Raw genomic sequence first — 22,652 nt, 5'->3', positions numbered from 1 at the left:
GCGTGGCATCACCCGGTCTCGCGCCCGCTGCATCGCGACCAGCGTGCCGCCCCGCGCCGGGCGCTGCCCATCGCTCAGGGCCGGGCGTTGCCTGTCGCGCCGCCCCGCGCCGGGCGCTGGCCATCGCGCCGCTCCGCGCCGGGGTGTTGTCCATCGCGCCGCTCCGCGGAGTTCTGCCCACTCCGCATGGTGCGGTCGTGCGCGCCGCGCCCTCCACCCCGCGCCGGTCCTCCCGCCCACCGCCGCGCCCGCACTTTCAGCCAGCGCCCGGCCGTCCCTCCCAGCGCCGCGGCGCGCTGCCATCTCCGCCACCGCGCCGCACCGACCCTGCCTCGCCCCGACGTGCCGCGCGCCACGGCGGGGAAGTGGGTCGCCGCGGGCGATGTTGTACCTCTTGTGCGTACCGAAACCGACGTCGTGGTGATCGGAGCGGGGCAGGCCGGCCTGTCGGCGGCCTACTTCCTCCGGCGGTCCGGCCTGGAGTTCGTCGTCCTCGATCGGGATTCCTCGCCGGGCGGGGCGTGGCAGCACCGGTGGCCTTCGCTGCGGCTGGACAAGGTCCACAAGTTCCACGACCTGCCCGGCATGGCCTTCGACGAGCAGGACGAGCACCGGAAGGCGTCGGAAGTCGTCGCGGAGTACTTCGCCCGCTACGAGCGCGCCTTCGAGCTGCCGGTGCGGCGCCCGGTCGAGGTGGTCGCCGTTCGGGACGCCGGTGAGCGGCTCCTCGTCGAGAGCGCCGGCGGCGACAGCTGGGCCGCCCGCGCCGTGATCAACGCGACCGGCACCTGGACGCGCCCGTTCTGGCCGCACTACCCCGGCCAGGAGACGTTCACCGGCCGCCAGCTGCACACCGCCGACTACCGCAGCGCGGAGGAGTTCCGCGGGCACCACGTCCTGGTCGTCGGCGGCGGGACGTCGGGCGTGCAGCTGCTCATCGAGATCGCCGAGTTCGCGAGCGGCACCACCTGGGTCACCCGGCGCCCGCCGGTGTTCAAGGACGTCGAGTTCAGCCCCGAGCTGGGCCGCGAAGCCGTGGCGCAGGTCGAGCGCCGCGTGCGGGCCGGGTTGCCCCCGGGGAGCGTGGTGAGCGTGACCGGCCTGATGCGCACGCCCCAGGTGCGCGAGGCCGAGGCCCGCGGGATCCTCGACCGGAAGCCGATGTTCGACCACCTGACGCCGACGGGCGTGGTGTGGCCGGACGGCACCGAGCAGCACGTCGACGCGATCCTCTGGGCGACCGGTTTCCGCGCCGCGCTGGACCACCTCGCGCCACTGCACCTGCGCGAATCCGGCGGCGGCATCCGCATGGAAGGCACCCGCGCGGCCGCGGAACCCCGCCTGCACCTGGTCGGCTACGGCCCGTCCGCGAGCACGATCGGCGCGAACCGAGCGGGCCGCGCAGCAGTCCACGAGATCCGGCGGCTGCTGGCCGCACCCGAGGTGGCCGCGGCGAGCTGAGCGGCTCGCCTGGAGTGGCTACCGGGGAGCCGCGGCGGCAGGGCGCGGGCCTGTGGGAATGGCGCGGGCGCACCGGGGGTGGCTGCGATGTGGCAATTCCATGTGGGCACCGGGGTGGGGCTGGAGATGGGGTGGCTGGCTGCGCCGGGGTGGTGGCGGTGTGGCTGGTTGGGGGCGCGAGGGGAGTCGTGGGGGCGAGGGGGTGGCGTCGGGATGTGGGGAGCTGCGGCGGCACAGGGCGGGCCCGTGGGCGCGCCGGGGTGGCGGCGGTGCGGACTGGAGCTGCGGGGTGCGTCGGGGGCGGCGCCGATGGTTCGGCACGGAAGCCAAGGCCGCGCAGCGCGTCGGCCCAACGGCCGACAGCCGCGGCGCCCAGGAGTCGGCCACCATCAGTTCGGCAGCGCGAACACCCTCCGCGCATTGCCACCCAGAAACGCCTCCCTCGCGGAAACCCCCAGCTCCAACGCGGCCAGTTGCTTCAGGGCCTGGGCCGGGGTGAGCATCGGGTAGTTGCTGCCGAACATGACGCGCGTCCGGCCGCGGTCGCGCATGAACTCGACCAGCTCGGCGGGCAGCCGGTGCACCGCGTAGGCCGACGTGTCCACGTGGAAGTTCGGGTACTTCGTCGCCAGGGACAGGACCTCCGCCATCCACGGGTAGCCCACGTGCCCGCCCACCACGACCAGCTCCGGGAAGTCCAGCAGCACCTCGTCGAGGTACGGGATCGGCCGCCCCGGCTCGGACGGGCACCGCGGGCCGGTGTGGCCGATCTGCGTGCAGAACGGCACGTCCTCCTCCACGCAGGCCACGTAAACCGGGTAGTAGCGGCGGTCGTTCGGCGGTAGGTTCCACAGCCACGGCACCACCCGCACGCCGACGAAACCGTTCCGCACGCACCGCCGGACCTCCCGCACCGCCCGCACCGGGTCCGTCAGGTCCACCGAGCACACGCCGGCGAACCGGTCCGGGTGCGCCGCCGCCAGCTCCGCCACCTCGTCGTTCGTGATCAGCGCGCCACCCGGCCCGTGCCAGGCCGACAGCAGCCCGACCCGCACCCCGGCCTCGTCCATCGCGTCGAGCGTCGCCCTCAGCTGGGGCGCCCTGCGGGACATGCTCGTCCACCGCACCAGCGGCTCCAGCCACGGCTGGTCCATGAAGCGCTGGTTCGGCTGCTGCATCCACACGTCCACCACGTCAGCCATCGCTCACCCTCCCAGCGGCCCACCGAAGATCCGCTTGACAGCATCCCACGCCCACCCCAAGGGTTGTCACATGAACAAGGGCATGCTCACCCTCGACCAGCTCCGCGAACTGGCCGAGGAGGGCGCCGTGGACACCGTGCTCGTCGCGATGACCGACATGCAGGGCCGCCTCCAGGGCAAGCGCTGCTCGGCCGCGTACTTCCTCAACGAGGTCGTCACCCACGCCACCGAAGCCTGCAACTACCTCCTCGCCGTCGACGTCGACATGAACACCGTCGACGGCTACGCGATCTCGAGCTGGGAAAACGGTTACGCCGACTTCGTGCTCCGCCCGGACCTGTCCACGCTGCGCCGCGTGCCCTGGCACGACGGGACCGCGCTCGTGCTGTGCGACGTCGAGCACGTCGAAGGCGGCGAGGTCGCCGCATCGCCCCGGCAGGTCCTCCGCCGCCAGCTCGACCGGCTCGCCCAGCGCAACCTCGCCGCGTTCGTCGGCGCCGAGCTGGAGTTCATCGTCTTCGACGACACCTACGAGCAGGCCTGGCGTGGCGGCTACCGCGACCTGACACCAGCCAATCAGTACAATGTGGACTATTCGATGCTCGGCACCGCCAGGCTGGAGCCGTTGCTGCGCCGCATCCGCAACGACATGGCCGGCGCGGGCATGTACGTCGAGTCCGCCAAGGGCGAGTGCAACCCCGGCCAGCACGAGATCGCCTTCCGCTTCGACGAGGCCCTGCGCACCTGCGACAACCACAGCATCTACAAGACCGGCGCGAAGGAGATCGCCGCGCAGGAGAACCGCAGCCTCACCTTCATGGCCAAGTACAACGAGCGCGAGGGCAACTCCTGCCACATCCACCTCAGCCTGCGCGGCACGGACGGCGCCCCGGTGTTCGCGCAGGACCCCGCGCTGATGCGGCACTTCATCGCCGGGCAGCTGGCCTGCCTGCGCGAACTGACCTACTTCCTCGCGCCGAACATCAACTCCTACAAGCGTTTCGTGCCCGGTAGTTTCGCGCCGACCGCCGTCGCCTGGGGCACTGACAACCGCACGTGCGCGCTGCGCGTCGTCGGGCACGGCGAGTCGCTGCGGGTGGAGAACCGGGTGCCGGGCGGCGACGTCAACCCCTACCTCGCCGTCGCCGCGCTCATCGCCGCCGGCCTGCACGGCATCGAGAACGAGCTGCCGCTGGAGGACGAGTTCACCGGCAACGCCTACCACTCGGACAAGCCGACCGTGCCGACTACGCTGAGGGAGGCGGCGGAGCGGCTGGCCGACAGCAAGGTCGCGCGCGAGGCGTTCGGCGAGGACGTCGTCGAGCACTACCTCAACGCGGCCCGGGTCGAGCTCACCGCCTTCGATGCCGCCGTCACCGACTGGGAGCGCCAGCGTGGGTTCGAACGCCTCTAAGCCCATCATCGGTCTCACCACCTACACCGAGAATGCGAGCTGGGGCGTGTGGCACACCGACGCCGCACTCCTCCCACGCTCCTATGTGGACTCCATCAGCAACGCCGGCGGCATCCCCGTCCTGCTCCCGTCGGGGGACACACGAGCACTGTCCGCTGTGGACGCCCTTGTCCTCACTGGGGGCGCCGACGTCGAACCCCACCGCTATGGCCAAGCCCAGCAGGACAAGACCGTCACCTGCCCCGAACGTGACGCCGCCGAGTTCGCCCTCGCGCGAGCCGCCCTCGACCGCGGCCTGCCGGTGCTCGGCGTGTGCCGCGGCATGCAGGTCCTCAACGTCGCCCTCGGCGGCGGCCTGATCCAGCACCTGCCGGACCGCGTCGGCCACACCGGGCACCAGCCGTCGCCGGGCGGCTACGGCCCGACGCACGTCACCCTCGCCGAAGGCAGCCGGATCGCGGGCATCCTCGGCGCCGACGCGAAGTGCCAGTGCTACCACCACCAGGCCGTCGACCGGCTCGGTGACCGCCTGCGGGCCGTGGGTCACGCCGCGGACGGCACGATCGAAGCCGTCGAGCTGCCGGGCGCGGGGTTCGTGGTCGGCGTGCAGTGGCACCCGGAAGAGGACACGCAGGAGACCCGGCTGTTCGCGGCGTTGGTGGAGGCCGCGTGCAGGTGATCGATCCGGCGACCGAGGACGTCACCACCGACGTCCCGCTGGCCACCGAAGAGGAAGCCGACGCGGCGATCGCGAAGGCTCGCAAGGCGTTCCCCGCGTGGCGGGACACCGCCCCCGGCGACCGTGCCCGCCTGCTGCGCCGGTTCGCCGAAGCCGTCGACGGGGACCTGGAGAACCTCGCGCGCCTGGAGGTGCGCAACTCCGGCGACACCATCGGCAACGCCCGCTGGGAGGCCGGCAACGTCCGCGACGTGCTGCACTACTACGCCGCCGCGCCGGAACGCCTGCTCGGGCAGCAGATCCCCGTCGCGGGCGGGCTGGATGTGACCTTCCACGAGCCGCTGGGCGTGGTCGGCCTGATCGTGCCGTGGAACTTCCCGATGCCGATCGCTGGCTGGGGCCTCGCCCCCGCTCTCGCCGCCGGCAACACCGTCGTGCTCAAACCGGCCGAGCTGACCCCGCTCACCGCGCTCCGCCTGGCCGAGCTGGCCCGCGACGCCGGGATCCCGGAGGGCGTCTTCCAGGTCGTGCCCGGCGCGGGCCCCGTCGTCGGGCAGCGGTTCGTCACCCACCCGGACGTGCGCAAGGTCGTCTTCACCGGGTCGACCGCGGTCGGCAAGCAGGTCATGGCCGGCTGCGCCGAGCAGGTCAAGCGCCTGACGCTGGAGCTGGGCGGCAAGAGCGCGAACATCGTCTTCGCCGACGCCGACCTGGAGAAAGCCGCCGCCACCGCGCCCTACGGCGTGTTCGACAACGCGGGCCAGGACTGCTGTGCCCGCTCCCGCATCCTCGTCGAACGCAGCGTCGACGACCGGTTCCTGGAGCTGCTGGAGCCCGCCGTGCGGAACTTCGTCGTCGGCGATCCCGGCGACGAGAAGTCCGAGATGGGCCCGCTGATCTCCGCAATCTGTCGGTCAACTCGCACTCGTCGGTGCGGTACTGGACGCCCTTCGGCGGTTTCAAGCAGTCCGGTCTCGGCCGCGAGCTCGGGCCCGACGCCCTGCACGCGTTCACCGACGTCAAGAACGTCTTCATCAGCACGGAGGAATAGATGCAGCGGTTCGACGGCCGGGTCGTCGTGATCACCGGCGGCGGCAGCGGGATCGGCCTGGCGACCGCCCGCCGCCTGGCGAGCGAGGGTGCGAAGGTGGTGGTCGCCGACATCGACGCCGACGCGGGCAGGAAAGCGGCCGCCGAGGTCGGCGGCGAGTTCATCCCCACCGACGTGACCAGCGAGGAGCAGGTCGAGGCCCTCTTCCAGGCCGCGGTCGACCGCTTCGGCTCCCTCGACGTGGCGTTCAACAACGCCGGCATCTCCCCGCCCGAGGACGACTCGATCCTCACCACCGGCATCGACGCCTGGCAGAAGGTCCAGCAGGTCAACCTGACCTCGATCTACCTGTGCTGCAAATACGCCATCCCGCACATGCAGCGCCAGGGCAAGGGCTCGATCGTGAACACCGCGTCCTTCGTGGCGGTGATGGGCGCCGCGACCTCGCAGATCTCCTACACCGCGTCCAAGGGCGGCGTGCTGGCGATGACCCGCGAGCTGGGCGTCCAGTTCGCCCGCGAGGGCATCCGGGTCAACGCGCTGTGCCCCGGACCGGTGAACACGCCGCTGCTGCGCGAGCTGTTCGCCAAGGACCCGGAGCGGGCCGCGCGCCGCCTGGTGCACGTGCCGCTGGGCCGCTTCGCCGAGCCGGAGGAGATCGCCGCCGCCGTGGCGTTCCTGGCCAGCGACGATGCGTCGTTCATCACGGCGTCGCAGTTCCTGGTGGACGGCGGTATCTCGGGCGCGTACGTTACCCCGCTGTAGACTGAAGCCGGACAACTGAACAGCAGGCCGTCACGAGCCGGAGCGGGAGAGTCCTCAGGTCAGCACTGGGGCGCCGAAGGAGCAACTTCCCCGCCAATCTCTCAGGTACCAGTTACCGCTCCGCGCCAGGCCACTCTGGAAAGCAGGCGCGCGCCGTCGCGTCTCACCCAAGGTGAAAGCCGCGAGCGCGGTGAAACTCTCAGGTGCCGATGACAGAGGGGGAGTTCCCGCACCCGTAGATGAGGAGCTCCCGATGTCCTTCGCCGATCGCCACATCGGACCTTCCGAGCACGAACAGGCCAAGATGCTCGCCGAGTGCGGGTTCGGGAGCCTGGACGCGCTGGTCGAGGCCGCCGTCCCGGCGTCGATCCGCACCGCGGGCGCGCTGGACCTGCCCCCGGCCGCCGAGCAGGAGGCGACCGCCGAGCTGCGGGCGCTGGCGGCGAAGAACCGCCCGATGACCCAGATGATCGGCCTCGGCTTCAGCGACACCGTCACCCCGCCGGTCATCCGCCGCAACGTGCTGGAGAACCCGGCCTGGTACACCGCCTACACGCCGTACCAGCCGGAGATCTCGCAGGGGCGGCTGGAGGCGCTGCTCAACTTCCAGACGATGGTGTCGAACCTGGCCGGCCTGGACATCGCCAACGCCTCCCTGCTCGACGAGTCCACCGCGGTCGCCGAGGCCGTCCTGCTCATGCGCCGCGCGTCGAAGGCGAAGTCGTCGCGCGTCGTCCTGGACGCCGAGTGCCTGCCGCAGACCATCGCGGTGGTGCGGACGCGGGCCGAGGCGGTCGGCATCGAGGTCGACGTGCGGGACCTGGGCACCGGGCTGCCGGAGGACTTCTTCGGCGTCGTCGTGCAGTACCCGGGCGCGTCCGGCGTGCTGCGCGGCAAGGGCTTCTACGACGCGATCGGCAAGGTCGCCAAGGACGCCGGCGCGCTCTACACCGTGGCCGCGGACCTGCTGGCGCTGACGCTGGTCACCGCGCCGGGCGAGTTCGGCGCCGACATCGCGGCGGGCACCACCCAGCGCTTCGGCGTGCCGCTCGGCTACGGCGGCCCGCACGCCGGGTACCTCGCCGTGCGCAAGGGCCTGGAGCGGTCGCTGCCCGGCCGCCTGGTCGGCGTGTCGGTCGACGCGGACGGCAACACCGCCTACCGGCTCGCGCTGCAGACCCGCGAGCAGCACATCCGCCGCGAGAAGGCGACCTCGAACATCTGCACCGCGCAGGTGCTGCCCGCCGTGCTGGCCGCGATGTACGCCGTCTACCACGGTCCGGAGGGCCTCAAGGAGATCGCGCAGCGCGTTCACAGCCTGGCCGCCGGGCTGGCCGGGGCGCTGCGGTCCGCCGGCGTGGAGGTCGTGCACGAGAGCTTCTTCGACACGGTGCTCGCGCGGGTGCCGGGCCGGGCCGCCGCCGTGGTCGCCGCGGCGCGTGAGTCGGGGGTGAACCTCGGCCACGTGGACGACGACCACGTGCGGGTCGCCTGCGACGAAGTGACCACTGTGGACATCGTGGACCGCGTGCTGCGGGCGTTCGGGGCGGAGCCGGGCATCGCCGACGGGGCCACCGCGCTGCCCGCCGGTCTGGCGCGCACCAGCGAGTTCCTGACGCACGAGGTGTTCCACACCCACCGTTCGGAGACCGCGATGTTGCGGTACCTGCGCCGTCTGTCCGATCAGGACTACGCGCTGGACCGCGGCATGATCCCGCTCGGTTCGTGCACCATGAAGCTCAACGCGACCGCCGAGATGGAGCCGATCAGCTGGCCGGAGTTCGCGGGCCTGCACCCGTTCGCGCCGGCCGAGGACGCGGCGGGCTACCGCGAGCTGATCGACCAGCTGTGCGGCTGGCTCGCCGAGGTCACCGGCTACGACGAGGTGTCGTTGCAGCCCAACGCGGGCAGCCAGGGTGAGCTGGCCGGGCTGCTCGCCATCCGCGCCTACCACCGCGCCAACGGGCAGCCGGAGCGCGACGTGTGCCTGATCCCGTCGTCGGCGCACGGCACCAACGCCGCCTCCGCCGTGCTCGCCGGGATGCGCGTGGTCGTGGTGGCCTGCAACGACAACGGCGACGTCGACCTGGACGACCTGCGCGCCAAGGCGGAGCAGCACCGTGACGCGCTGTCCGCGATCATGGTCACCTACCCGTCCACGCACGGCGTGTACGAGGAGGGCATCGGCGAGATCGCCCGCATCGTGCACGAGGCTGGCGGGCAGGTCTACGTCGACGGCGCGAACCTCAACGCGCTGCTGGGCCTGGCCAAGCCGGGCGAGTTCGGCGGCGACGTTTCGCACCTGAACCTGCACAAGACTTTCTGCATCCCGCACGGCGGCGGCGGCCCTGGCGTCGGCCCGGTCGCGGTGCGCGCGCACCTCGCCCCATACCTGCCCAACCACCCGCTGTCCGACGGCGCGGGCCCGGAGACGGGCGTCGGCCCGATCTCGGCGGCGCCGTTCGGCTCGGCGTCGATCCTGCCCATCTCGTGGGCCTACATCCGCATGATGGGCGGGGCCGGGCTCACCAGCGCCACCAAGGTCGCCGTGCTCGCCGCGAACTACGTTGCCGCGCGGCTGTCCCCGCACTACCCCGTGCTCTACACCGGGCGCAATGGGCGGGTGGCGCACGAGTGCATCCTCGACCTGCGCGCGCTGACCAAGCGCACCGGCGTGACGGTCGACGACGTCGCCAAGCGCCTGGTGGACTACGGCTTCCACGCGCCGACGATGTCGTTCCCGGTCGCCGGGACGCTGATGGTCGAGCCGACCGAGAGCGAGGACGTCGCCGAGCTGGACCGGTTCTGCGACGCGATGATCGCCATCCGGCGGGAGATCGAGGAGGTCGCCGAGGGCCGGTGGGCCATCGAGCAGAGCCCGCTGCGCAATGCGCCGCACACCGCGGAGATGCTGACCGGCGACTGGGACCTGCCGTACGACCGCAAGACCGCGGTCTACCCGGGCGGGGTGTCGCCGAAGAACAAGTACTGGTCCCCAGTCCGCCGCATCGACGGCGCCCACGGCGACCGCAACCTCGTCTGCTCGTGCCCGTCCATCGAAGCCTACGGGAGCTGACCATGCGCACCGCACTGTATTCCGTCCACAAGGGACTGGGCGCGCTGTTCACCGACTTCGCGGGCTGGGAGATGCCGGTGCGGTACGGCAGCGAGCTGGCCGAGCACCGCGCGGTGCGTGAGGCGGCCGGGCTGTTCGACCTCTCCCACATGGGCGAGATCGAGGTGACCGGTCCGCAGGCCGCCGACGCGCTGGACCACGCGTTCGTCGGCAAGCTGTCCGCGGTCAAGCCGGGCCGCGCCCGCTACACGATGATCTGCGACGCCGATGGCGGGGTGATCGACGACCTCGTGGTGTACCGGATCGAGGACGAGAAGTACCTCGTGGTCGCCAACGCGGGCAACGCGCCGGCGGTCGCCGCCGAGCTGGCCGAGCGCGCGTCCCGGTTCGACGCGCGGGTCACCGACCGGTCGGCGGAGTTCGCGTTGATCGCGGTGCAGGGCCCGAAGGCGGTGGACGTGGTCGGCGCGGTCACCGACGCCGACTTGGCCGGCCTGAAGTACTACGCGAGCGTGCCCGCCACGGTGAAGGGCCACGAGGTGCTGCTGGCGCGCACCGGCTACACCGGCGAGGACGGCTTCGAGCTGTACGTCCCCGCGGACGAAGCGGCCTCGGTGTGGCACATCCTCACCGAGGCCGGTCAGCCGCACGGGCTGGTGCCCGCCGGGCTAGCCTGCCGCGACACGCTGCGCCTGGAGGCCGGCATGCCGTTGTACGGCAACGAGTTGTCCCGGCAGCGGTCGCCGTTCGAGGCGAACCTGGGCCGCGTGGTCAAGCTGGACAAGCCGGACTTCGTCGGCAAGGCGGCGCTGGAAGGGCGGCAGGAGCCGTCCGAGGTGCTGGTCGGGCTGCGTGGCACCGGGCGGCGCGCGCCGCGGCACGGGTACCGCGTGCTCTCCGGCGAGGAGCCGGTGGGCGAGGTGACCAGCGGCGCGCTGTCGCCGACGCTGGGCCACCCCGTCGCGATGGCCTACGTGCCGGTCGCGCTGGGCGAGCCGGGCACGCAGCTGTCGGTCGACATCCGCGGCCGGATCGAGCCGGTCGAGGTCGTCGCGTTGCCGTTCTACCAGCGGGACGCGACGAAGTAACTTCCTGACCGCGTTTGTGGTGTGTGGAGAACAAACGCGGTCGGGAGTGGCGACGGGTCCGGCGGGTCGCGTGTGCGCCGGCCGGGCTCGTCATCGGGGTGCCGGCGGCGCGTGGATGGCAGGCGCGAGCACGTCGCGGGATGTGCCCGTCACCGGCGCCACGCTGCCATCGGAGCTGTCTACGCGGGGAGGTCCCCGCGGCGGCGCAGCTCCTCGAACACCTGCTGGAACGCGCGGGATCCGCGGTGGCGGTCGGCGTAACCGAGCCAGGCCACCTCCGCGATCTCGGCGGACGGCGTGATCGTGCCGTGGTAGTCCGCGGTGTAGCAGGTCATCCGCAGCAGCTGCGCCTGCCCGTCGGCGGGCGCCTCGATCGTCGCGGTGTGCACCGCGGTCGCCGGGTCGATCGACACCGACAGCTCCTCGGCGACCTCGCGCACCAGCGTCGCCACGTCGCTCTCACCGGGCTCGCGCTTGCCGCCGGGCAGGTACCACGCCGACCTGCCGTGCGAGCGCGCCGCCAGCACGCGGCCGGACTCCACCCGCAGCCAGGCGACCTTGTGGATCACTCCGTCACCAGCGCGAGCGTGAACCCGTCGTAGCCCTTCTGGCCGACGGTCTGCACCACGGTGGCCTCGACGCGCGGCTCGGCGGCGATCAGCTCGTGCATCTCGCGGGTCGCGACGATCGTGGGGTCCGTGCTGTCCGCGTCGGCGAGCGCGCCGTTGCGCACCACGTTGTCGACGATGATCACCGAGCCCGGCCGGGACAGCCGCAGCGCCCACCGGAAGTACTCCGGGTTGTTCGGCTTGTCCGCGTCGATGAAGATCAGGTCGAACGGGCCCTCGACGGACGGCAGGGTGTCCAGCGCCTTGCCGACCTTGACCTCGACGACCTCGCCGAACCCGGCCGCGTCCAGGTTGTTCTCCGCCACTTGCGCGTGCTTGCGGTCGGCCTCCAGCGTGACCAGCCTGCCGTCCGGCGGCAGCGCCCGCGCCAGCCAGATCGTGCTGTACGCGCCGAGGGTCCCGATCTCCAGGATCGAACGGGCGCCGTGCATCCGCGCCAGCAGGTGCAGCAGCTTGCCCTGGGCGGGGGACACCGCGATCGGGGGCAGCCCGGCGTCGGCCGCGGCCGCACGCGCGTCGTCGAGCACCGGGTCGGCTGGGATGAGCGTCCGGTCCACATAGTCGTCGACCGCGCTCCACACGTCCTGGCTCACAAGAGCCGAAACTACCGGCGCGCCTTCGGGATGACCAACGGGGTTCCGGTCTCCGGGTCGGGGATGACCGAGCACGGCAGGTCGAAGATCTCCTCGACGCGTTCGGCGGTGACGACTTCCTCCGGCGTGCCGGTCGCGAGCACCTCGCCGCCGCGCATGGCGATCAGGTGCGTGGCGTAGCGGGCCGCGTGGTTGAGGTCGTGCAGCACCGCGACCAGCGTGCGGCCCTGCTCGGCGTGCAGCTTCGCGCACAGGTCGAGGATGTCCATCTGGTGCGCGATGTCCAGGAACGTGGTCGGCTCGTCCAGCAGGAGCAGCTCGGTCTCCTGCGCGAGCGCCATCGCCAGCCACACGCGCTGCCGCTGCCCGCCGGACAGCTCGTCGACCATGCGGTCGGCCAGTTCGGACACGCCGGTCGCGGCCATCGAGCGCTCGACCACCTCGGCGTCCTCGCGCGACCACTGGCGCAGCAGCCGCTGGTGCGGGTACCGGCCGCGGGACACCAGGTCGGCGACCGTGATGCCGTCCGGCGCGATCGAGCTCTGCGGGAGCAGCCCCAGCTTGCGCGCGACCTGCTTGGCCGGCAGCGACGTGATGACCTCCCCGTCCAGGTAGACCATGCCCTGCCGCGGCCTGAGCAGCCTGCTCAGCGCACGCAGCAGCGTGGACTTGCCGCACGCGTTCGGCCCGACGATCACGGTGAACGACCGGTCCGGGATGGTGACCGAAAGCCCCTCGGCGACGACCCGGCCGTCGTACCCCAACGTCAGGCCGTCACCGTGCAGCCGGGTGCTGGTGGTCGGCTCGGCGACAAGATCCACGGTCTGGGCCATAGAGGTTAGGCTAACCTACAAGTCTGGCGAACGGTACGGATCATGCCTACGTTGACAGGGTGTTCGACGTCACGGATCTGACTCGCGTCACGCCCGTGCTCGACTCGCGGGCGGTCACGTTCGAGAACCCCACCGGGGAGCGCGGCGCCGGCGGCCGCGCCGGAGACGGCCGCAAGGGCGCTCCCAGCCGGGTGATCGAAGGCGGCGAGCGCGTCACCCTCGCCGACCTCGCCGGGCCGGGGACCATCCGGCACATCTGGATGACGTTCCCGCCCGACCGGCCGGCCCGCATGCGTGCCGTCCACCTCGAAGTCCGCTACGGGGGCCTGTCCTACCCCAGCGTGTCGGTGCCGTGCCTGGACTTCTTCGGCTCCCCGCACGGCCGCCCCGTCGCCTACTCCAGCGCGCTGACCAGCATGCCGGAGGCCCGCGGTTTCAACAGCTATGTGCCGATGGCGTTCGGCGAACGCATCCACATCGACCTGGTCAACGGCAACCCCGACCCGATCGTCCTGTACTTCCAGATCGACTACACGCTCGGCGAATCCGCGTCCGGGCGGCTGCACGTGGGTTTCCGCCGGGAGAACCCGACGGTGTCGAAGCGGGACTTCGTGGTGACCGAGGGGCTGCGCGGACCGGGCCGGTTCCTCGGCTGGGTCGGCGGGGTGCGGCCGATCGACGGTGGCCAGTGGTACGGCGAGGGGGAGGTGAAGGTCTACCGCGACGGCGACCGCGAGTTCCCCACGATCTGCGGGACCGGGCTGGAGGACTACGTCGGCTCGGCGTGGGGGATGGGCCCGCACGCCGGGCTGTACGCGGGCGCGCCGCTGGAGGTGCCCGGCCGCGGGCCGATCCCGAAGTACGTCGGGTTCTACCGCTGGCACGTGCTCGACCCGATCATGTTCAGCACCGACCTGCAGGTCACGCTGCAGCAGATCGGGGCCGACCGGGGCGGTCTGGTCGAACGCGTCGACGACTACTGCGCCGCCGCGTTCACGGTGTGCGAGCGGGCGCAGCCGGTGCCGCCGGTGGACGTCGCCGCGGCCGTCGCGGACCTGGAGTGACTACTGGGACCGTTCGCCGACCACGACGACGGCGTCGCGCAGCGCGGCGCGCAGCCTGCCGACGTCGAGCGGTTCGAGCACCGCGGCTTCGCCCGGCGGCGCCACCAGGACCACGCGCCCGCTGCTCACGAACACAGTCAGGTCGCGTCGCCTGCCGGCCAGATCCCGGCAGCTGATCGACCATTCGTCTCGAGCCGCCACGTCCGTCGCCTTCCTTCGGTGGTCTTGCAGGTGACGGAGGGACGGCCGAGCGGGCAGGGCGTGACGCGGTGGCGCGGAAAAAATGTCCGCAGTAGCGTCAGGTGGCACGGATCACACGGATGAGGAGTGGCCCATGTCCGAGCCCAGGCGGATCGTGATCGTCGGCGCCGGCCTCGCGGGCGCGTCAGCCGCGGCGGCCCTGCGGGAGAACGGCTACGACGGCGAGGTGGTGGTCCTCGGCGCGGAGGCGCACCCGCCCTACGAGCTGCCGCCGCTGTCGAAGAAGGTCCTGCTCGGCCAGGGCGACGAGCCCGACTGGGTGCGGGACGCGGACTTCTACGCGCAGCACCGCATCGACCTGCGCTCCGGCACCAGCGCGACCAGGGTCGAACTGGGCGCGCGGGTGGTGCTGGACGCCCGTGGCGGGCGGCACCCCTACGACCGGCTGCTGCTGGCGACCGGGTCGCAGCCGCGGACGCTGCCGGTGCGCGGGGTGGACCTGCCGGGCGTGTACACGCTGCGCACCCTCGACGACGCGCTCGCCCTGCGGTCGGCGTTCACGGGCTCGCCGCGGGTGGTGGTGATCGGCACGGGCTGGATCGGGACGGAGGCCGCGGCGGCGGCGCGCCACCACGGCGCGGACGTGACGATGGTCGACGTGCTGCCGGGGCCGCTGTGGGTGCTGGGGCCGGAGATCAGCAAGGTGTTCGCCGACCTGCACACCGAGCACGGCGTGCGGTGGCGGCTGGGCAGCGGCATCACCGAGGTGACCGGCGGGCCGGGCGGCGTGGCCGGGGTGCGGCTGGCCGACGGCAGCGAGCTGCCCGCGGACGTGGTGCTGGTCGCCGTCGGCGCGAAGCCGCGGGTGGACCTCGCGCACGCGGCCGGACTGGACCTGGCCGACGAGGGCGGGGTGGCTGTCGACGCGTCCCTGCGCACGGCGGCGCCGGACGTGTACGCGGCGGGGGACATCGCGGCGCAGTGGCACCCGCGGTACGGGCGCCGGATCCGCGTCGAGCACTGGGCGAACGCGAAGAACCAGGGCACGCACGTGGCGGCGAACCTGGCCGGCGGGCAGGAGCAGTACACCCGCACCCCGTACTTCTTCACGGACCAGTACGACCTCGGCTGCGAGTACCGCGGCATCGCCGACCCGGAGCGGGACGAACTGGTGGTCCGCGGCGACCTGGGCAAACGCGAGTTTACCGCCTTCTGGCTGCGTGACGGCCGCGTGACGGCCGCGATGAACGTGAACATGTGGGACGACGGCGACGCGCTGAAAGCACTGGTGGACGGCGACGCGACGGTGACGGCGGAGCAGCTGCGCGAGGGGGATCTGGCCGCGCTCGGGTGAGGCCGCCCGGTGCGGGCGGCCTCCGCACGTCAGGGGCTGACGCAGGTGCGCGCGACGTAGGCGTTGCGCCCGCTGTAGTGGACGATCACCCACGTGGACGAGGAGCTACCGCACGCGCTGTAGCTCCCGCCCGAGGTGGTGCCCCAGGTGCAGATCTCCGCCCCCTTGCTCACCTGCCCCAGCGCGGTGTAGTTCGTGCCGGCGCCGGAGCGGATCTTCACCGTCTCCTTGACCACGCCCACCCGGCAGGACGGGGTGGCGTTCGCGGCGGGTGCGGTGACCAGCACCGAACCCGCGGCGATCGCCAGGCCCGCCAGTGCGGCCGCGCTTCTCTTCAGCATTCGTTGCGTCCCACGTCGGTTGTGCGCGGGTCGGACGCGGCGGACGCGATCTTGGTTCCGCGCGCCGCCCGGGTGAGGAACGCGTTGTCGGCGGCACCGCGGAGAACTAGCGTCGGACGATGCGGTTCGTCGTGGCGGGCGGCGGCGTGGCCGGACTCGCGTCAGCGCTGGCGGTGGCCAGGGCGGGGCACGACGCGGTCGTCCTGGAGCGCGACGCGCCGGATCCCGCCGGGCCGCCGGAGAGCGCCTTCGCGCTGGAGCGCCGCGGCATCCCGCACTACTTCCAGCCCCACGCCTTCCTGCCCCGCGGCCGGAAGCTGCTGACCGAGCACTCGCCGGATGTCCTCACTTCGCTCGCGGAGGCCGGCGCGAGCGAACAGGACCTCACGGAGAAGCTGCACGGGCCCCGGGAACCGGGCGACGAGGAGCTGGTCTACCTGTGGGCGCGCCGCCCACTCATCGAGTGGGCTCTGCGTCGTGCGGTTGCCGCGGAACCGTCCGTCGACCTGCGGGGCGGCGTGCACGTCGACGGGCTGTCCGAGGACGGCTCGGTGGTGGCCGACGGGCAGCCGGTGCCCGGCGACGTGGTCGTGGACGCGCTCGGCCGCTACCGGCGGCCGCCGGGCTGGCCGGCGGCCGCGGGGGAGCCGACCGACTGCGGCGCCGTCTACTACTGCCGGTACTTCCGGCTGCGGCCCGGCGCCGGATACCTGGACGCGCCGCTGCTGAACCCGCGTGGCGACCTGGGCTACCTCGGGTTCAACACCTTCCGCGGCGACAACCGCACGCTCGCGGTGATCATCCTGGTCCCGAGCGAGGACCGCGACCTGCGCGTGCTCCGCTTCGAACAGGTCTGGCAGGCAGTTTGCGCCCGGATCACGCCGCTGGACGTGATGACCTCGCCGGACTTCGCCGAGCCGATCACCGGGGTCATGCCGATGGGCGGCCTGCGCAACGTGGACCACACCCGGTCGGCGGTGCTCCTCGCGGTCGGGGACGCCTTCTGCCACACCGATCCGGCCTTCGCGTACGGGTTGTCGTTCGCCCTCGCGCACGCCCGCGCCCTGGCTGACGCGGCCGCGGAGGCGCCCGGCGACGTCGCGGAGTGCTTCCGCGCGAAGGCCGGCCCGGAGTCCCGTGAGCGGCACGCGCTCGCGTGCGGCATCGACGGGGGCCGGGCCGCGCGGTGGCGGGGCGAGCCGGTGGACCCCGCCCGTCCCGACAGCGACTACCCGCTGTTCTCCTTCGTGGGCGCGCTGGCCGCCGCGCCGCACGACGACGGGGTGCTGCGCCGGACCATCCGGCGGATCGGGCTGCTGGACCGCGTCGCGGTGTTCGACGAGGACACCGCCCTGCACGACCGAATCGCGGCGATCCTGGCCGCGCTCGGACCGCCGAAGTCGCCCGGCCCGCCCCGCGCCGAGCTGCTGGCGCACCTGCGCGGAAGCCACCTGCTCGGCTGAACCTGCGCCTCGCGTGCACCCGGCGCGCGTGCCCGCCACATACCCTCGGTCCTCGTGATCGACGAAGCAGCCAGGCGGGGCCGCGTCGCCAGTTGTCCGGACCCCGCGGGCGGTCCGGTGGCCGCGTTCGCGCACCGGTTATGGTCCCTCAAGCGGTCGGCGGGCGATCCCTCGTACGACCGCATGCGCACCGAACTCGGCGCGCTCGCTTCGAAGTCCGCCCTCTCGGCGGCTGCGCGGGGGCAGCGGTTGCCGTCGTGGGACACCACCTGGGAGTTCGTGCGCGTGCTGGCCGTCGGGGTGCTCGGCGAGCACGAGGAGGAGGTCCGGGCCCGCTGGCGCGCCGATTGGGAACGGGTCCGCGACGGCGTGGCGAACCCGGCACCCGCTCGGCGCCGCCGGAGGCGTCCGGTGGTCGTCGCGGCAGTGGTGGCCGTCGTGCTGGCGATCGGCGTGGTCGCCGGGGCCGCCGCCCTGCTGCACAGCCCGGAGCCCGCGGTGCCCGCTCCGGCCGCCCTCCCGCCGCTGGTCCCCGGCGACGAGTCCGAGTTCGCCGGCGACGTCACCGTCCCGGACGGGACCGTCGTGCCGACCGGGGCGCGGTTTGTCAAGACGTGGGAGTTCCGCAACACCGGCACCGTGCCGTGGGTGGACCGCTCGCTGCGCCGCGAGGGCGGCTTCGGCCCCGGCGACGGCTGCCAGACGCCCGCGGTGGTCCCCGTTCCGGACACGCCGCCCGGCCGCTCCGCGCGCGTCTCGGTCGAGGTGCGCGCGCCGGACGAGCCCGGCTACTGCCAGGTGTACTTCAAGATGACCGACAGCGCGGGCCGGCTGCTCCTGCCGGGCACCCGCGCGGCGTACTTCTTCGTCCGGGTGGCGGGCTGATTCGGCCACCCGCGCCGGTGGTCAAAGCCCTGACCTGCGTGGACATCCGGATTTGGCCACCGGACGCGGTGTGGCCGTCGCAAGCCTTCCACTGGTGGTCCAGACCTCTCTAGCGTCGGCGCCAGTCCACCGACGAAGGAGATCCCGGATGCGGAAATCGATCAGGACACTCGCCGCCGCGCTGCCCCTCGCCGCGGCACTCCCGCTGCTCGTCGCGCCGCAGGCGTCGGCGGCGGAGAAGGTGTGCGCGGGCGGCTCGCTGATGGGCGGCCGCACCACCACCGCCGGGGTGGCCGCCGACCAGGTCATCCACATCAAGGTCCACAACCACGACTACCGCGGCCTCGCGCTGGTGATCCGCGACGTGACGCGCGGGAAGCAGCTGTGGAAGGGCGTCATCGCGCCGGGCAAGGAGCACACCGTCAGGACCGACGTGTTCGGCGAGCCGCCCATCGGTTACGAGATCGCCTTCGACGTGACCTCGAACCTGTCGAACAACTACACCTACGCGATCTCCTCCGCCCGCTGCTACTGAAAGGCCACCACATGCGCACCCTCCTGATCGCGGCCGTCGCCGCGACCGCGGCCGCCCTGCCCGTGCCGGCGTCGGCCACGCCGGCCCCCGTGACGGGCTCGGACATCATCACCACCTGCGGCCAGGGCTACTCCGGTTACATCCGCCGCTTCGGCAAGGACGCGCTGTGCCTGCGGCCCGGCACCCGCACCTGGGTCGCGTTCAAGGCGTTCGAGTGCAAGGGCGCCATCACCGTCCATTTCAAGAACGGCACGAAGCTCGAGTGCGGTGGCGGGGTCGACTTCCCGGACAACGGCGGGATCGTCAAGACCGTCGCCCGCTGACGCCGACCACCACGCGCGCGACCAGCGCGGCGACGGCGAGGACGCCGACGCCGATCGAGGGCGCGAGTTCGGCGAAGGTGGGCCGGTGCGCACCGGTGCCGAGGAACAGCACGGCCGCGGTGACCACCAGCGCCGCGGCCACCAGGCTCAGCGAGCATGCCCACCGTTGCCGGCGCCGCGCCCGCGCGGTGGGCTGCTCCGGCTGCAGGAACCACCACGTCACCAGGAACAGCAGGCCCATCACCGCGAACACGAACCCGAAGCCGTGCCCGTCGAACACGAGGCTCCCGCCGAGGGGGACGAACAGCACGCCGACGAGGAACAGCGCTGGGCGCGCCGCCCAGGCCGGGGTGCGGGGCGAGACGTGGGGCATCGCCGGACCCTAGCGGGTCCGCTGCCTGGTCAGCGTCCCGAACACCACCAGCGCCACCACGGCGGACGCGGCCATCACGACGCCCATCGGCACCGCGCTGGCCTCGCCGCCGATGCTCACCAGCGGCGTCGCCAGCCCGCCGACCGCGAACTGCATCACCCCGAGCAGCGCGGACGCCGCACCGGCGTTGTGCGGGTGCTCGGCCAGCGCCAGCGACGACGCGTTCGGCATGACCAGCCCGATGCTCGACACCATCACCAGCAGCGGGGCCAGCAGCACGCCCAGCGGCAGCCCGGCCAGCGCCGCCGCAAGGACGCCGGCACCGCCGGCCGCCGAGGCGGACAGGCCGACCGTCAGCAGCGTCCGCTCCCGCACGCGGCCCACGATCCGCCCGTTGACCTGCCCGGCGATCACGATCCCCAGCCCGTTCGCGCCGAACACCAGGCTGTACTCCTGCGGGCTCAGCCCGTACACGTCCTGCAGTACGAACGACGACGCGGAGATGTAGGCGAACAGCCCGGCGAACATCAGCCCGGCCGACAGCGCGTACCCGACGAACGAGCGGTCCCGCAGCAGCACGCCGTACCCGCGCAGCGTCGAGCCGATCCGGGCCGGTCGGCGGCGGTCGGCGGGCAACGTCTCGGGCATCACCAGCGCCGCGGCCACCAGCAGCACCGCGCCGAACACGGCCAGCACGACGAACACCCCGCGCCACGACGTCAGCCGCAGCACCTGCCCGCCGATCACCGGCGCCAGGATCGGCGCCAGCCCGCTGACCAGCATCAACATCGAGAAGAACTTCGTCATCGCGGTGCCGGCGAACAGGTCTCGCACGCACGCCCGCGCGATCACCATCCCGGCCGCCGCGCCGAGCGCCTGCACCGACCGGCCCGCGATCAGCAGTTCCGCCGTCGGGCTCACCGCGCACAGGACCGACGCGACGGCGTACAGGACGAGCCCGGCCAGCAGCGGACGGCGGCGGCCGAGCGAGTCCGACAGCGGCCCGGCGATCAGCTGCCCCAACGCCAGTCCGATGATGAACGCGGTCAGCGTCAGCTGCAGCGTCGGCGCCGAGCTGTGCAGGTCGTCGGCCATGCGGGGGAGCGCGGGCAGGTACATGTCGATCGAGAGCGGCGCGAACGCCGACAGCCCGCCGAGGATCAGCGCGTACCGCAGGGTTCCGGGTGTCCGTCTGGTCTTCGCCGGTGCCGTGACCGCTGCCGTGCTCACTCCGCCTCCAGTCGACCAGATCCGCCCGGTAACAACGAACACCGGAGATCACGTCCGCATTCCCCGCTGTGGTGCGGAACACCCGGCCCCGATCAGTCCATAGTGGACTCAACTGTCTGGTATACTGGACAAACCGGACCGTTGTCGAGAGGAGTGCCGTGGGGCGGAAGCTGGGAACGAAATCCCGGCACCGGTCCGTCCGCGGCCTGTTCGTCCTGGCCCTGCTGCTGCTCAGCCTCGTCACGCCGACGACGCCGGAGAGCCACCCGCACCCGCCCGCGCCGGACGGCATCGCGGCCCTCGCTGCGGAGCCGTTGCCGCACGTCACGGCCACCCCGCTGCCGGTCGCGGATCTGCCGCCGGTCGTCGGCGCCGAACCACCGCGCGGGCACGCGGAAGTCCGGCCGTGGCCCGGCGGCCCCGCGCCCGCCCGTGCTCAGGCCACCGCTCTGGGTGCCCGCGCGCCGCCCTCCAGGTAGTGCCCCGGACCCCATCCGCACACCGTGTCGATCCGCGGTGCGCTTCGCCATGCCCTGGAGGGACTTCACCACATGCAAACCGGACACGCCCTGCTCGCCGTCGGCGGCGCCTTCCTCGCCGCCGGCGTCCTGGCCAGAGCCGGCGCCCGCATCGGGCTGCCCACGATCCCCCTGTTCATGCTGGCCGGGTTCATCTTCGGCCCCAACACCCCCGGCCTGTCGCTGGTGCACGACCCGGGTGAGCTGAGCGTGCTCGCCGGGCTCGGCCTGGTGTTCCTGCTCTTCTACCTGGGCCTGGAGTTCTCGCTCGACGACCTCGCCAAGGGCGGCCGCAAGCTCGCCGTGTCCGGCCTGGTCTACCTCGCGCTCAACATCGGCGGCGGGCTCGCGTTCGGGTTCCTGCTCGGCTGGGGCTCCAGCGAGGCCCTGGTGATCGCGGGCGCGATCGGGATCTCGTCCTCGGCGATCGTGACCAAACTGCTCGTCGAAACCGGCCGCACGCGGCACCCGGAATCACGCCTGATCATGGGCATCATCGTGATCGAGGACCTGTTCCTCGCGCTGTACCTGGCGCTGCTGCAGCCGGTGCTCTCCGGCGCCGACTCGTTCTGGCCCGCGCTCGCCGACTTCGGCAAGGCGCTCGGCTTCCTGCTGGCGCTCGCCGCGCTGGCCCGCTGGGGCGGGCGGCTGGTGTCGAAGCTGTTCGGCTCGGCCGACGACGAACTGCTGACCGTGTGTTTCGTCGGTGTCGCGGTGCTGGGCGCCGCGGTCGCCGAGGAGCTGGGCGTCTCCGACGCGATCGGCGCGTTCATGGTCGGCATGATGCTGGGCGGCTCGAAGGTGGCGCCCCGCATCCACAAGCTGGTCCTGCCGCTGCGGGACGCGTTCGGCGCGTTGTTCTTCTTCATCTTCGGGCTGAGCATCGACCCGGGCGCGGTCGGGACGGTCGTGGTGCCGGTGCTGATCGCCGTGGCGCTGACGCTCGCGTTGAACCTCGCGGCAGGCGCGATCGCGGCGAAGCTGCACTCGTTCGACGGCCAGGCCGGGCTGAACATCGGGCTCACCGTGCTCACCCGCGGCGAGTTCTCGCTGGTGCTGGCCACGCTCGCGGCGGCGGCCGGGCTGGACTCCCGCGTCGCGCCGTTCGTGGCGGGTTACGTGCTGCTGCTCGCGATCATCGGCCCCCTGGCGGTGCTGAGGTCGGAGCACCTGGGGCGGCTGTTCCGAGCGCGACGGGCATCACCAGCGTCGTGAACGAGCCCTGGTCGGCTGAGCGGACGCGGGCGACCTGCTGCGGCCCGGCGAACTCCAGCAGCACGTCGGGCCCGACGCCCGCCTCCAGTGCGGCGCCCAGCACCGCGGGGTCGAGGCCGATGCGCAGCTCGCCACCGCAGACGGCGGGCAGCGCGTCCCGGAGCGCGACGCGGTCCACGACGACCCGCTGCGCCGGGACGGGCAGCGCGTCGAGCACCGCTCGGTAGTCCGGGAAGTCCTGGTTCAGCAGCGGCAGCGTCGTCCCGTCGAGGGGCACTTCGTCCTGCCGCGCCAGCCGCGGGCCGAGCGCGGCCAGCTCCCCGGCGGACACGACGAACCGGTCGGTGCCGCCGTGCACG

23 protein-coding genes, 1 pseudogene and 1 riboswitch are annotated in these 22,652 nt (G+C 72.6%); of the genes and pseudogenes, 15 read left to right on the top strand and 9 right to left on the bottom strand.

What is annotated here, in order from left to right; all coding sequences use genetic code 11:
* Window positions 1-396: 396 nt before the first annotated feature.
* Window positions 397-1,461 carry an FAD-dependent oxidoreductase gene (locus AMETH_RS26955; RefSeq protein ID WP_017984310.1) on the top strand — a complete coding sequence of 355 codons (1,065 nt, stop codon included), beginning with the start codon at window positions 397-399 and terminating at the stop codon, window positions 1,459-1,461.
* A 389-nt stretch (window positions 1,462-1,850) separates the two neighbouring features.
* Here the strand turns inward: AMETH_RS26955 and AMETH_RS26950 are convergent, their stop codons facing one another.
* Window positions 1,851-2,663, bottom strand: coding sequence for an amidohydrolase family protein (locus AMETH_RS26950; protein WP_017984309.1), 813 nt, complete (start codon window positions 2,661-2,663; stop codon window positions 1,851-1,853).
* Window positions 2,664-2,745: 82 nt separating this feature from the next.
* On the opposite strand from AMETH_RS26950, the gene AMETH_RS26945 reads away from it, so the two are divergent.
* The 6 genes and pseudogenes from AMETH_RS26945 (at window position 2,746) to gcvT (ending at window position 10,736) form a co-directional block, all read left to right on the top strand.
* Window positions 2,746-4,077 carry a glutamine synthetase family protein gene (locus tag AMETH_RS26945; protein WP_026153406.1) on the top strand — a complete coding sequence of 444 codons (1,332 nt, stop codon included), beginning with the start codon at window positions 2,746-2,748 and terminating at the stop codon, window positions 4,075-4,077.
* Window positions 4,058-4,756 (top strand): gamma-glutamyl-gamma-aminobutyrate hydrolase family protein, encoded by a 699-nt coding sequence (locus tag AMETH_RS26940; protein ID WP_017984307.1) that lies wholly within the window; start codon window positions 4,058-4,060, stop codon window positions 4,754-4,756. Before AMETH_RS26945 ends, AMETH_RS26940 begins: the two co-directional genes overlap by 20 nt.
* Window positions 4,747-5,807: pseudogene (locus tag AMETH_RS26935) on the top strand (aldehyde dehydrogenase family protein). The gene AMETH_RS26940 and the pseudogene AMETH_RS26935 overlap by 10 nt, the downstream one beginning before the upstream one ends.
* Window positions 5,808-6,572: a 3-oxoacyl-ACP reductase gene (locus tag AMETH_RS26930; RefSeq protein WP_017984306.1), complete on the top strand. Its 765-nt coding sequence runs from the start codon at window positions 5,808-5,810 to the stop codon at window positions 6,570-6,572.
* Window positions 6,573-6,605: 33 nt separating this feature from the next.
* A riboswitch (glycine riboswitch) is annotated at window positions 6,606-6,700 on the top strand.
* A 125-nt stretch (window positions 6,701-6,825) separates the two neighbouring features.
* Window positions 6,826-9,648 (top strand): aminomethyl-transferring glycine dehydrogenase, encoded by a 2,823-nt coding sequence (gene gcvP, locus AMETH_RS26925; RefSeq protein ID WP_017984305.1) that lies wholly within the window; start codon window positions 6,826-6,828, stop codon window positions 9,646-9,648.
* A gap of 2 nt (window positions 9,649-9,650) precedes the next feature.
* On the top strand, window positions 9,651-10,736 hold the full coding sequence (gene gcvT, locus AMETH_RS26920) for a glycine cleavage system aminomethyltransferase GcvT (RefSeq protein ID WP_017984304.1): 1,086 nt from the start codon (window positions 9,651-9,653) through the stop codon (window positions 10,734-10,736).
* A gap of 179 nt (window positions 10,737-10,915) precedes the next feature.
* Here gcvT and AMETH_RS26915 read toward each other — a convergent pair whose 3' ends face one another.
* Genes AMETH_RS26915 through AMETH_RS26905 form a run of 3 tightly spaced genes read right to left on the bottom strand, consistent with a single transcriptional unit; the run spans window position 10,916 to window position 12,791 of the window.
* Complete coding sequence (locus tag AMETH_RS26915) at window positions 10,916-11,305, bottom strand: NUDIX hydrolase (protein ID WP_017984303.1); 390 nt, start codon at window positions 11,303-11,305, stop codon at window positions 10,916-10,918.
* Entirely contained in the window at window positions 11,302-11,958 is a 657-nt protein-coding gene (locus AMETH_RS26910; RefSeq protein ID WP_017984302.1) for an O-methyltransferase, read from the bottom strand. The genes AMETH_RS26915 and AMETH_RS26910 overlap by 4 nt, the downstream gene beginning before the upstream one ends.
* A gap of 11 nt (window positions 11,959-11,969) precedes the next feature.
* Window positions 11,970-12,791, bottom strand: a complete 822-nt coding sequence (locus AMETH_RS26905; RefSeq protein ID WP_017984301.1) for an ABC transporter ATP-binding protein — start codon at window positions 12,789-12,791, stop codon at window positions 11,970-11,972.
* A 59-nt stretch (window positions 12,792-12,850) separates the two neighbouring features.
* Between AMETH_RS26905 and AMETH_RS26900 the strand changes: the two genes are divergently transcribed.
* A complete protein-coding gene (locus AMETH_RS26900) occupies window positions 12,851-13,855 on the top strand; it encodes a glycoside hydrolase family 172 protein (RefSeq protein WP_017984300.1) in 1,005 nt (334 codons plus the stop codon).
* On the opposite strand, the gene AMETH_RS26895 is transcribed toward AMETH_RS26900, so the two are convergent.
* Window positions 13,856-14,056, bottom strand: a complete 201-nt coding sequence (locus tag AMETH_RS26895) for a hypothetical protein (RefSeq protein WP_017984299.1) — start codon at window positions 14,054-14,056, stop codon at window positions 13,856-13,858.
* Between the two features lie 133 nt (window positions 14,057-14,189).
* Here AMETH_RS26895 and AMETH_RS26890 point away from each other — a divergent pair, with 133 nt between their 5' ends.
* A complete protein-coding gene (locus tag AMETH_RS26890; protein ID WP_017984298.1) occupies window positions 14,190-15,410 on the top strand; it encodes an NAD(P)/FAD-dependent oxidoreductase in 1,221 nt (406 codons plus the stop codon).
* Between the two features lie 29 nt (window positions 15,411-15,439).
* Here AMETH_RS26890 and AMETH_RS26885 read toward each other — a convergent pair whose 3' ends face one another.
* Window positions 15,440-15,751 (bottom strand): SH3 domain-containing protein, encoded by a 312-nt coding sequence (locus AMETH_RS26885; RefSeq protein WP_017984297.1) that lies wholly within the window; start codon window positions 15,749-15,751, stop codon window positions 15,440-15,442.
* 119 nt (window positions 15,752-15,870) lie between these two features.
* On the opposite strand from AMETH_RS26885, the gene AMETH_RS26880 reads away from it, so the two are divergent.
* The 4 genes from AMETH_RS26880 (at window position 15,871) to AMETH_RS26865 (ending at window position 18,957) form a co-directional block, all read left to right on the top strand.
* On the top strand, window positions 15,871-17,214 hold the full coding sequence (locus AMETH_RS26880; RefSeq protein WP_017984296.1) for an FAD-dependent oxidoreductase: 1,344 nt from the start codon (window positions 15,871-15,873) through the stop codon (window positions 17,212-17,214).
* A 54-nt stretch (window positions 17,215-17,268) separates the two neighbouring features.
* Window positions 17,269-18,099 (top strand): NBR1-Ig-like domain-containing protein, encoded by an 831-nt coding sequence (locus AMETH_RS26875; protein ID WP_223842943.1) that lies wholly within the window; start codon window positions 17,269-17,271, stop codon window positions 18,097-18,099.
* Between the two features lie 148 nt (window positions 18,100-18,247).
* The gene (locus AMETH_RS26870) at window positions 18,248-18,634 is read left to right on the top strand and encodes a hypothetical protein (protein WP_017984295.1); all 387 of its coding nucleotides are present in this window, start codon (window positions 18,248-18,250) and stop codon (window positions 18,632-18,634) included.
* Window positions 18,635-18,645: 11 nt separating this feature from the next.
* Window positions 18,646-18,957 (top strand): hypothetical protein, encoded by a 312-nt coding sequence (locus tag AMETH_RS26865; protein ID WP_017984294.1) that lies wholly within the window; start codon window positions 18,646-18,648, stop codon window positions 18,955-18,957.
* Here the strand turns inward: AMETH_RS26865 and AMETH_RS26860 are convergent.
* A complete protein-coding gene (locus AMETH_RS26860; protein ID WP_017984293.1) occupies window positions 18,938-19,330 on the bottom strand; it encodes a hypothetical protein in 393 nt (130 codons plus the stop codon). The two genes, AMETH_RS26865 and AMETH_RS26860, sit on opposite strands and share 20 nt — an antisense overlap.
* Before the next feature lie 9 nt (window positions 19,331-19,339).
* Window positions 19,340-20,560, bottom strand: a complete 1,221-nt coding sequence (locus tag AMETH_RS26855; RefSeq protein ID WP_017984292.1) for a Bcr/CflA family multidrug efflux MFS transporter — start codon at window positions 20,558-20,560, stop codon at window positions 19,340-19,342.
* 158 nt (window positions 20,561-20,718) lie between these two features.
* Here AMETH_RS26855 and AMETH_RS26850 point away from each other — a divergent pair, with 158 nt between their 5' ends.
* The gene (locus AMETH_RS26850) at window positions 20,719-21,039 is read left to right on the top strand and encodes a hypothetical protein (protein ID WP_017984291.1); all 321 of its coding nucleotides are present in this window, start codon (window positions 20,719-20,721) and stop codon (window positions 21,037-21,039) included.
* A gap of 72 nt (window positions 21,040-21,111) precedes the next feature.
* Window positions 21,112-22,293 (top strand): cation:proton antiporter, encoded by a 1,182-nt coding sequence (locus AMETH_RS26845; protein WP_017984290.1) that lies wholly within the window; start codon window positions 21,112-21,114, stop codon window positions 22,291-22,293.
* Here the strand turns inward: AMETH_RS26845 and AMETH_RS40865 are convergent.
* The gene (locus AMETH_RS40865; RefSeq protein ID WP_051962087.1) at window positions 22,214-22,651 is read right to left on the bottom strand and encodes a hypothetical protein; all 438 of its coding nucleotides are present in this window, start codon (window positions 22,649-22,651) and stop codon (window positions 22,214-22,216) included. The two genes, AMETH_RS26845 and AMETH_RS40865, sit on opposite strands and share 80 nt — an antisense overlap.
* Window position 22,652 lies beyond the last annotated feature (1 nt).

Origin of the sequence: Amycolatopsis methanolica 239, from assembly GCF_000739085.1 — a bacterium.
GTDB lineage: Bacteria > Actinomycetota > Actinomycetes > Mycobacteriales > Pseudonocardiaceae > Amycolatopsis_E > Amycolatopsis_E methanolica.
This window is presented reverse-complemented; position numbering and strand designations above follow the sequence as displayed.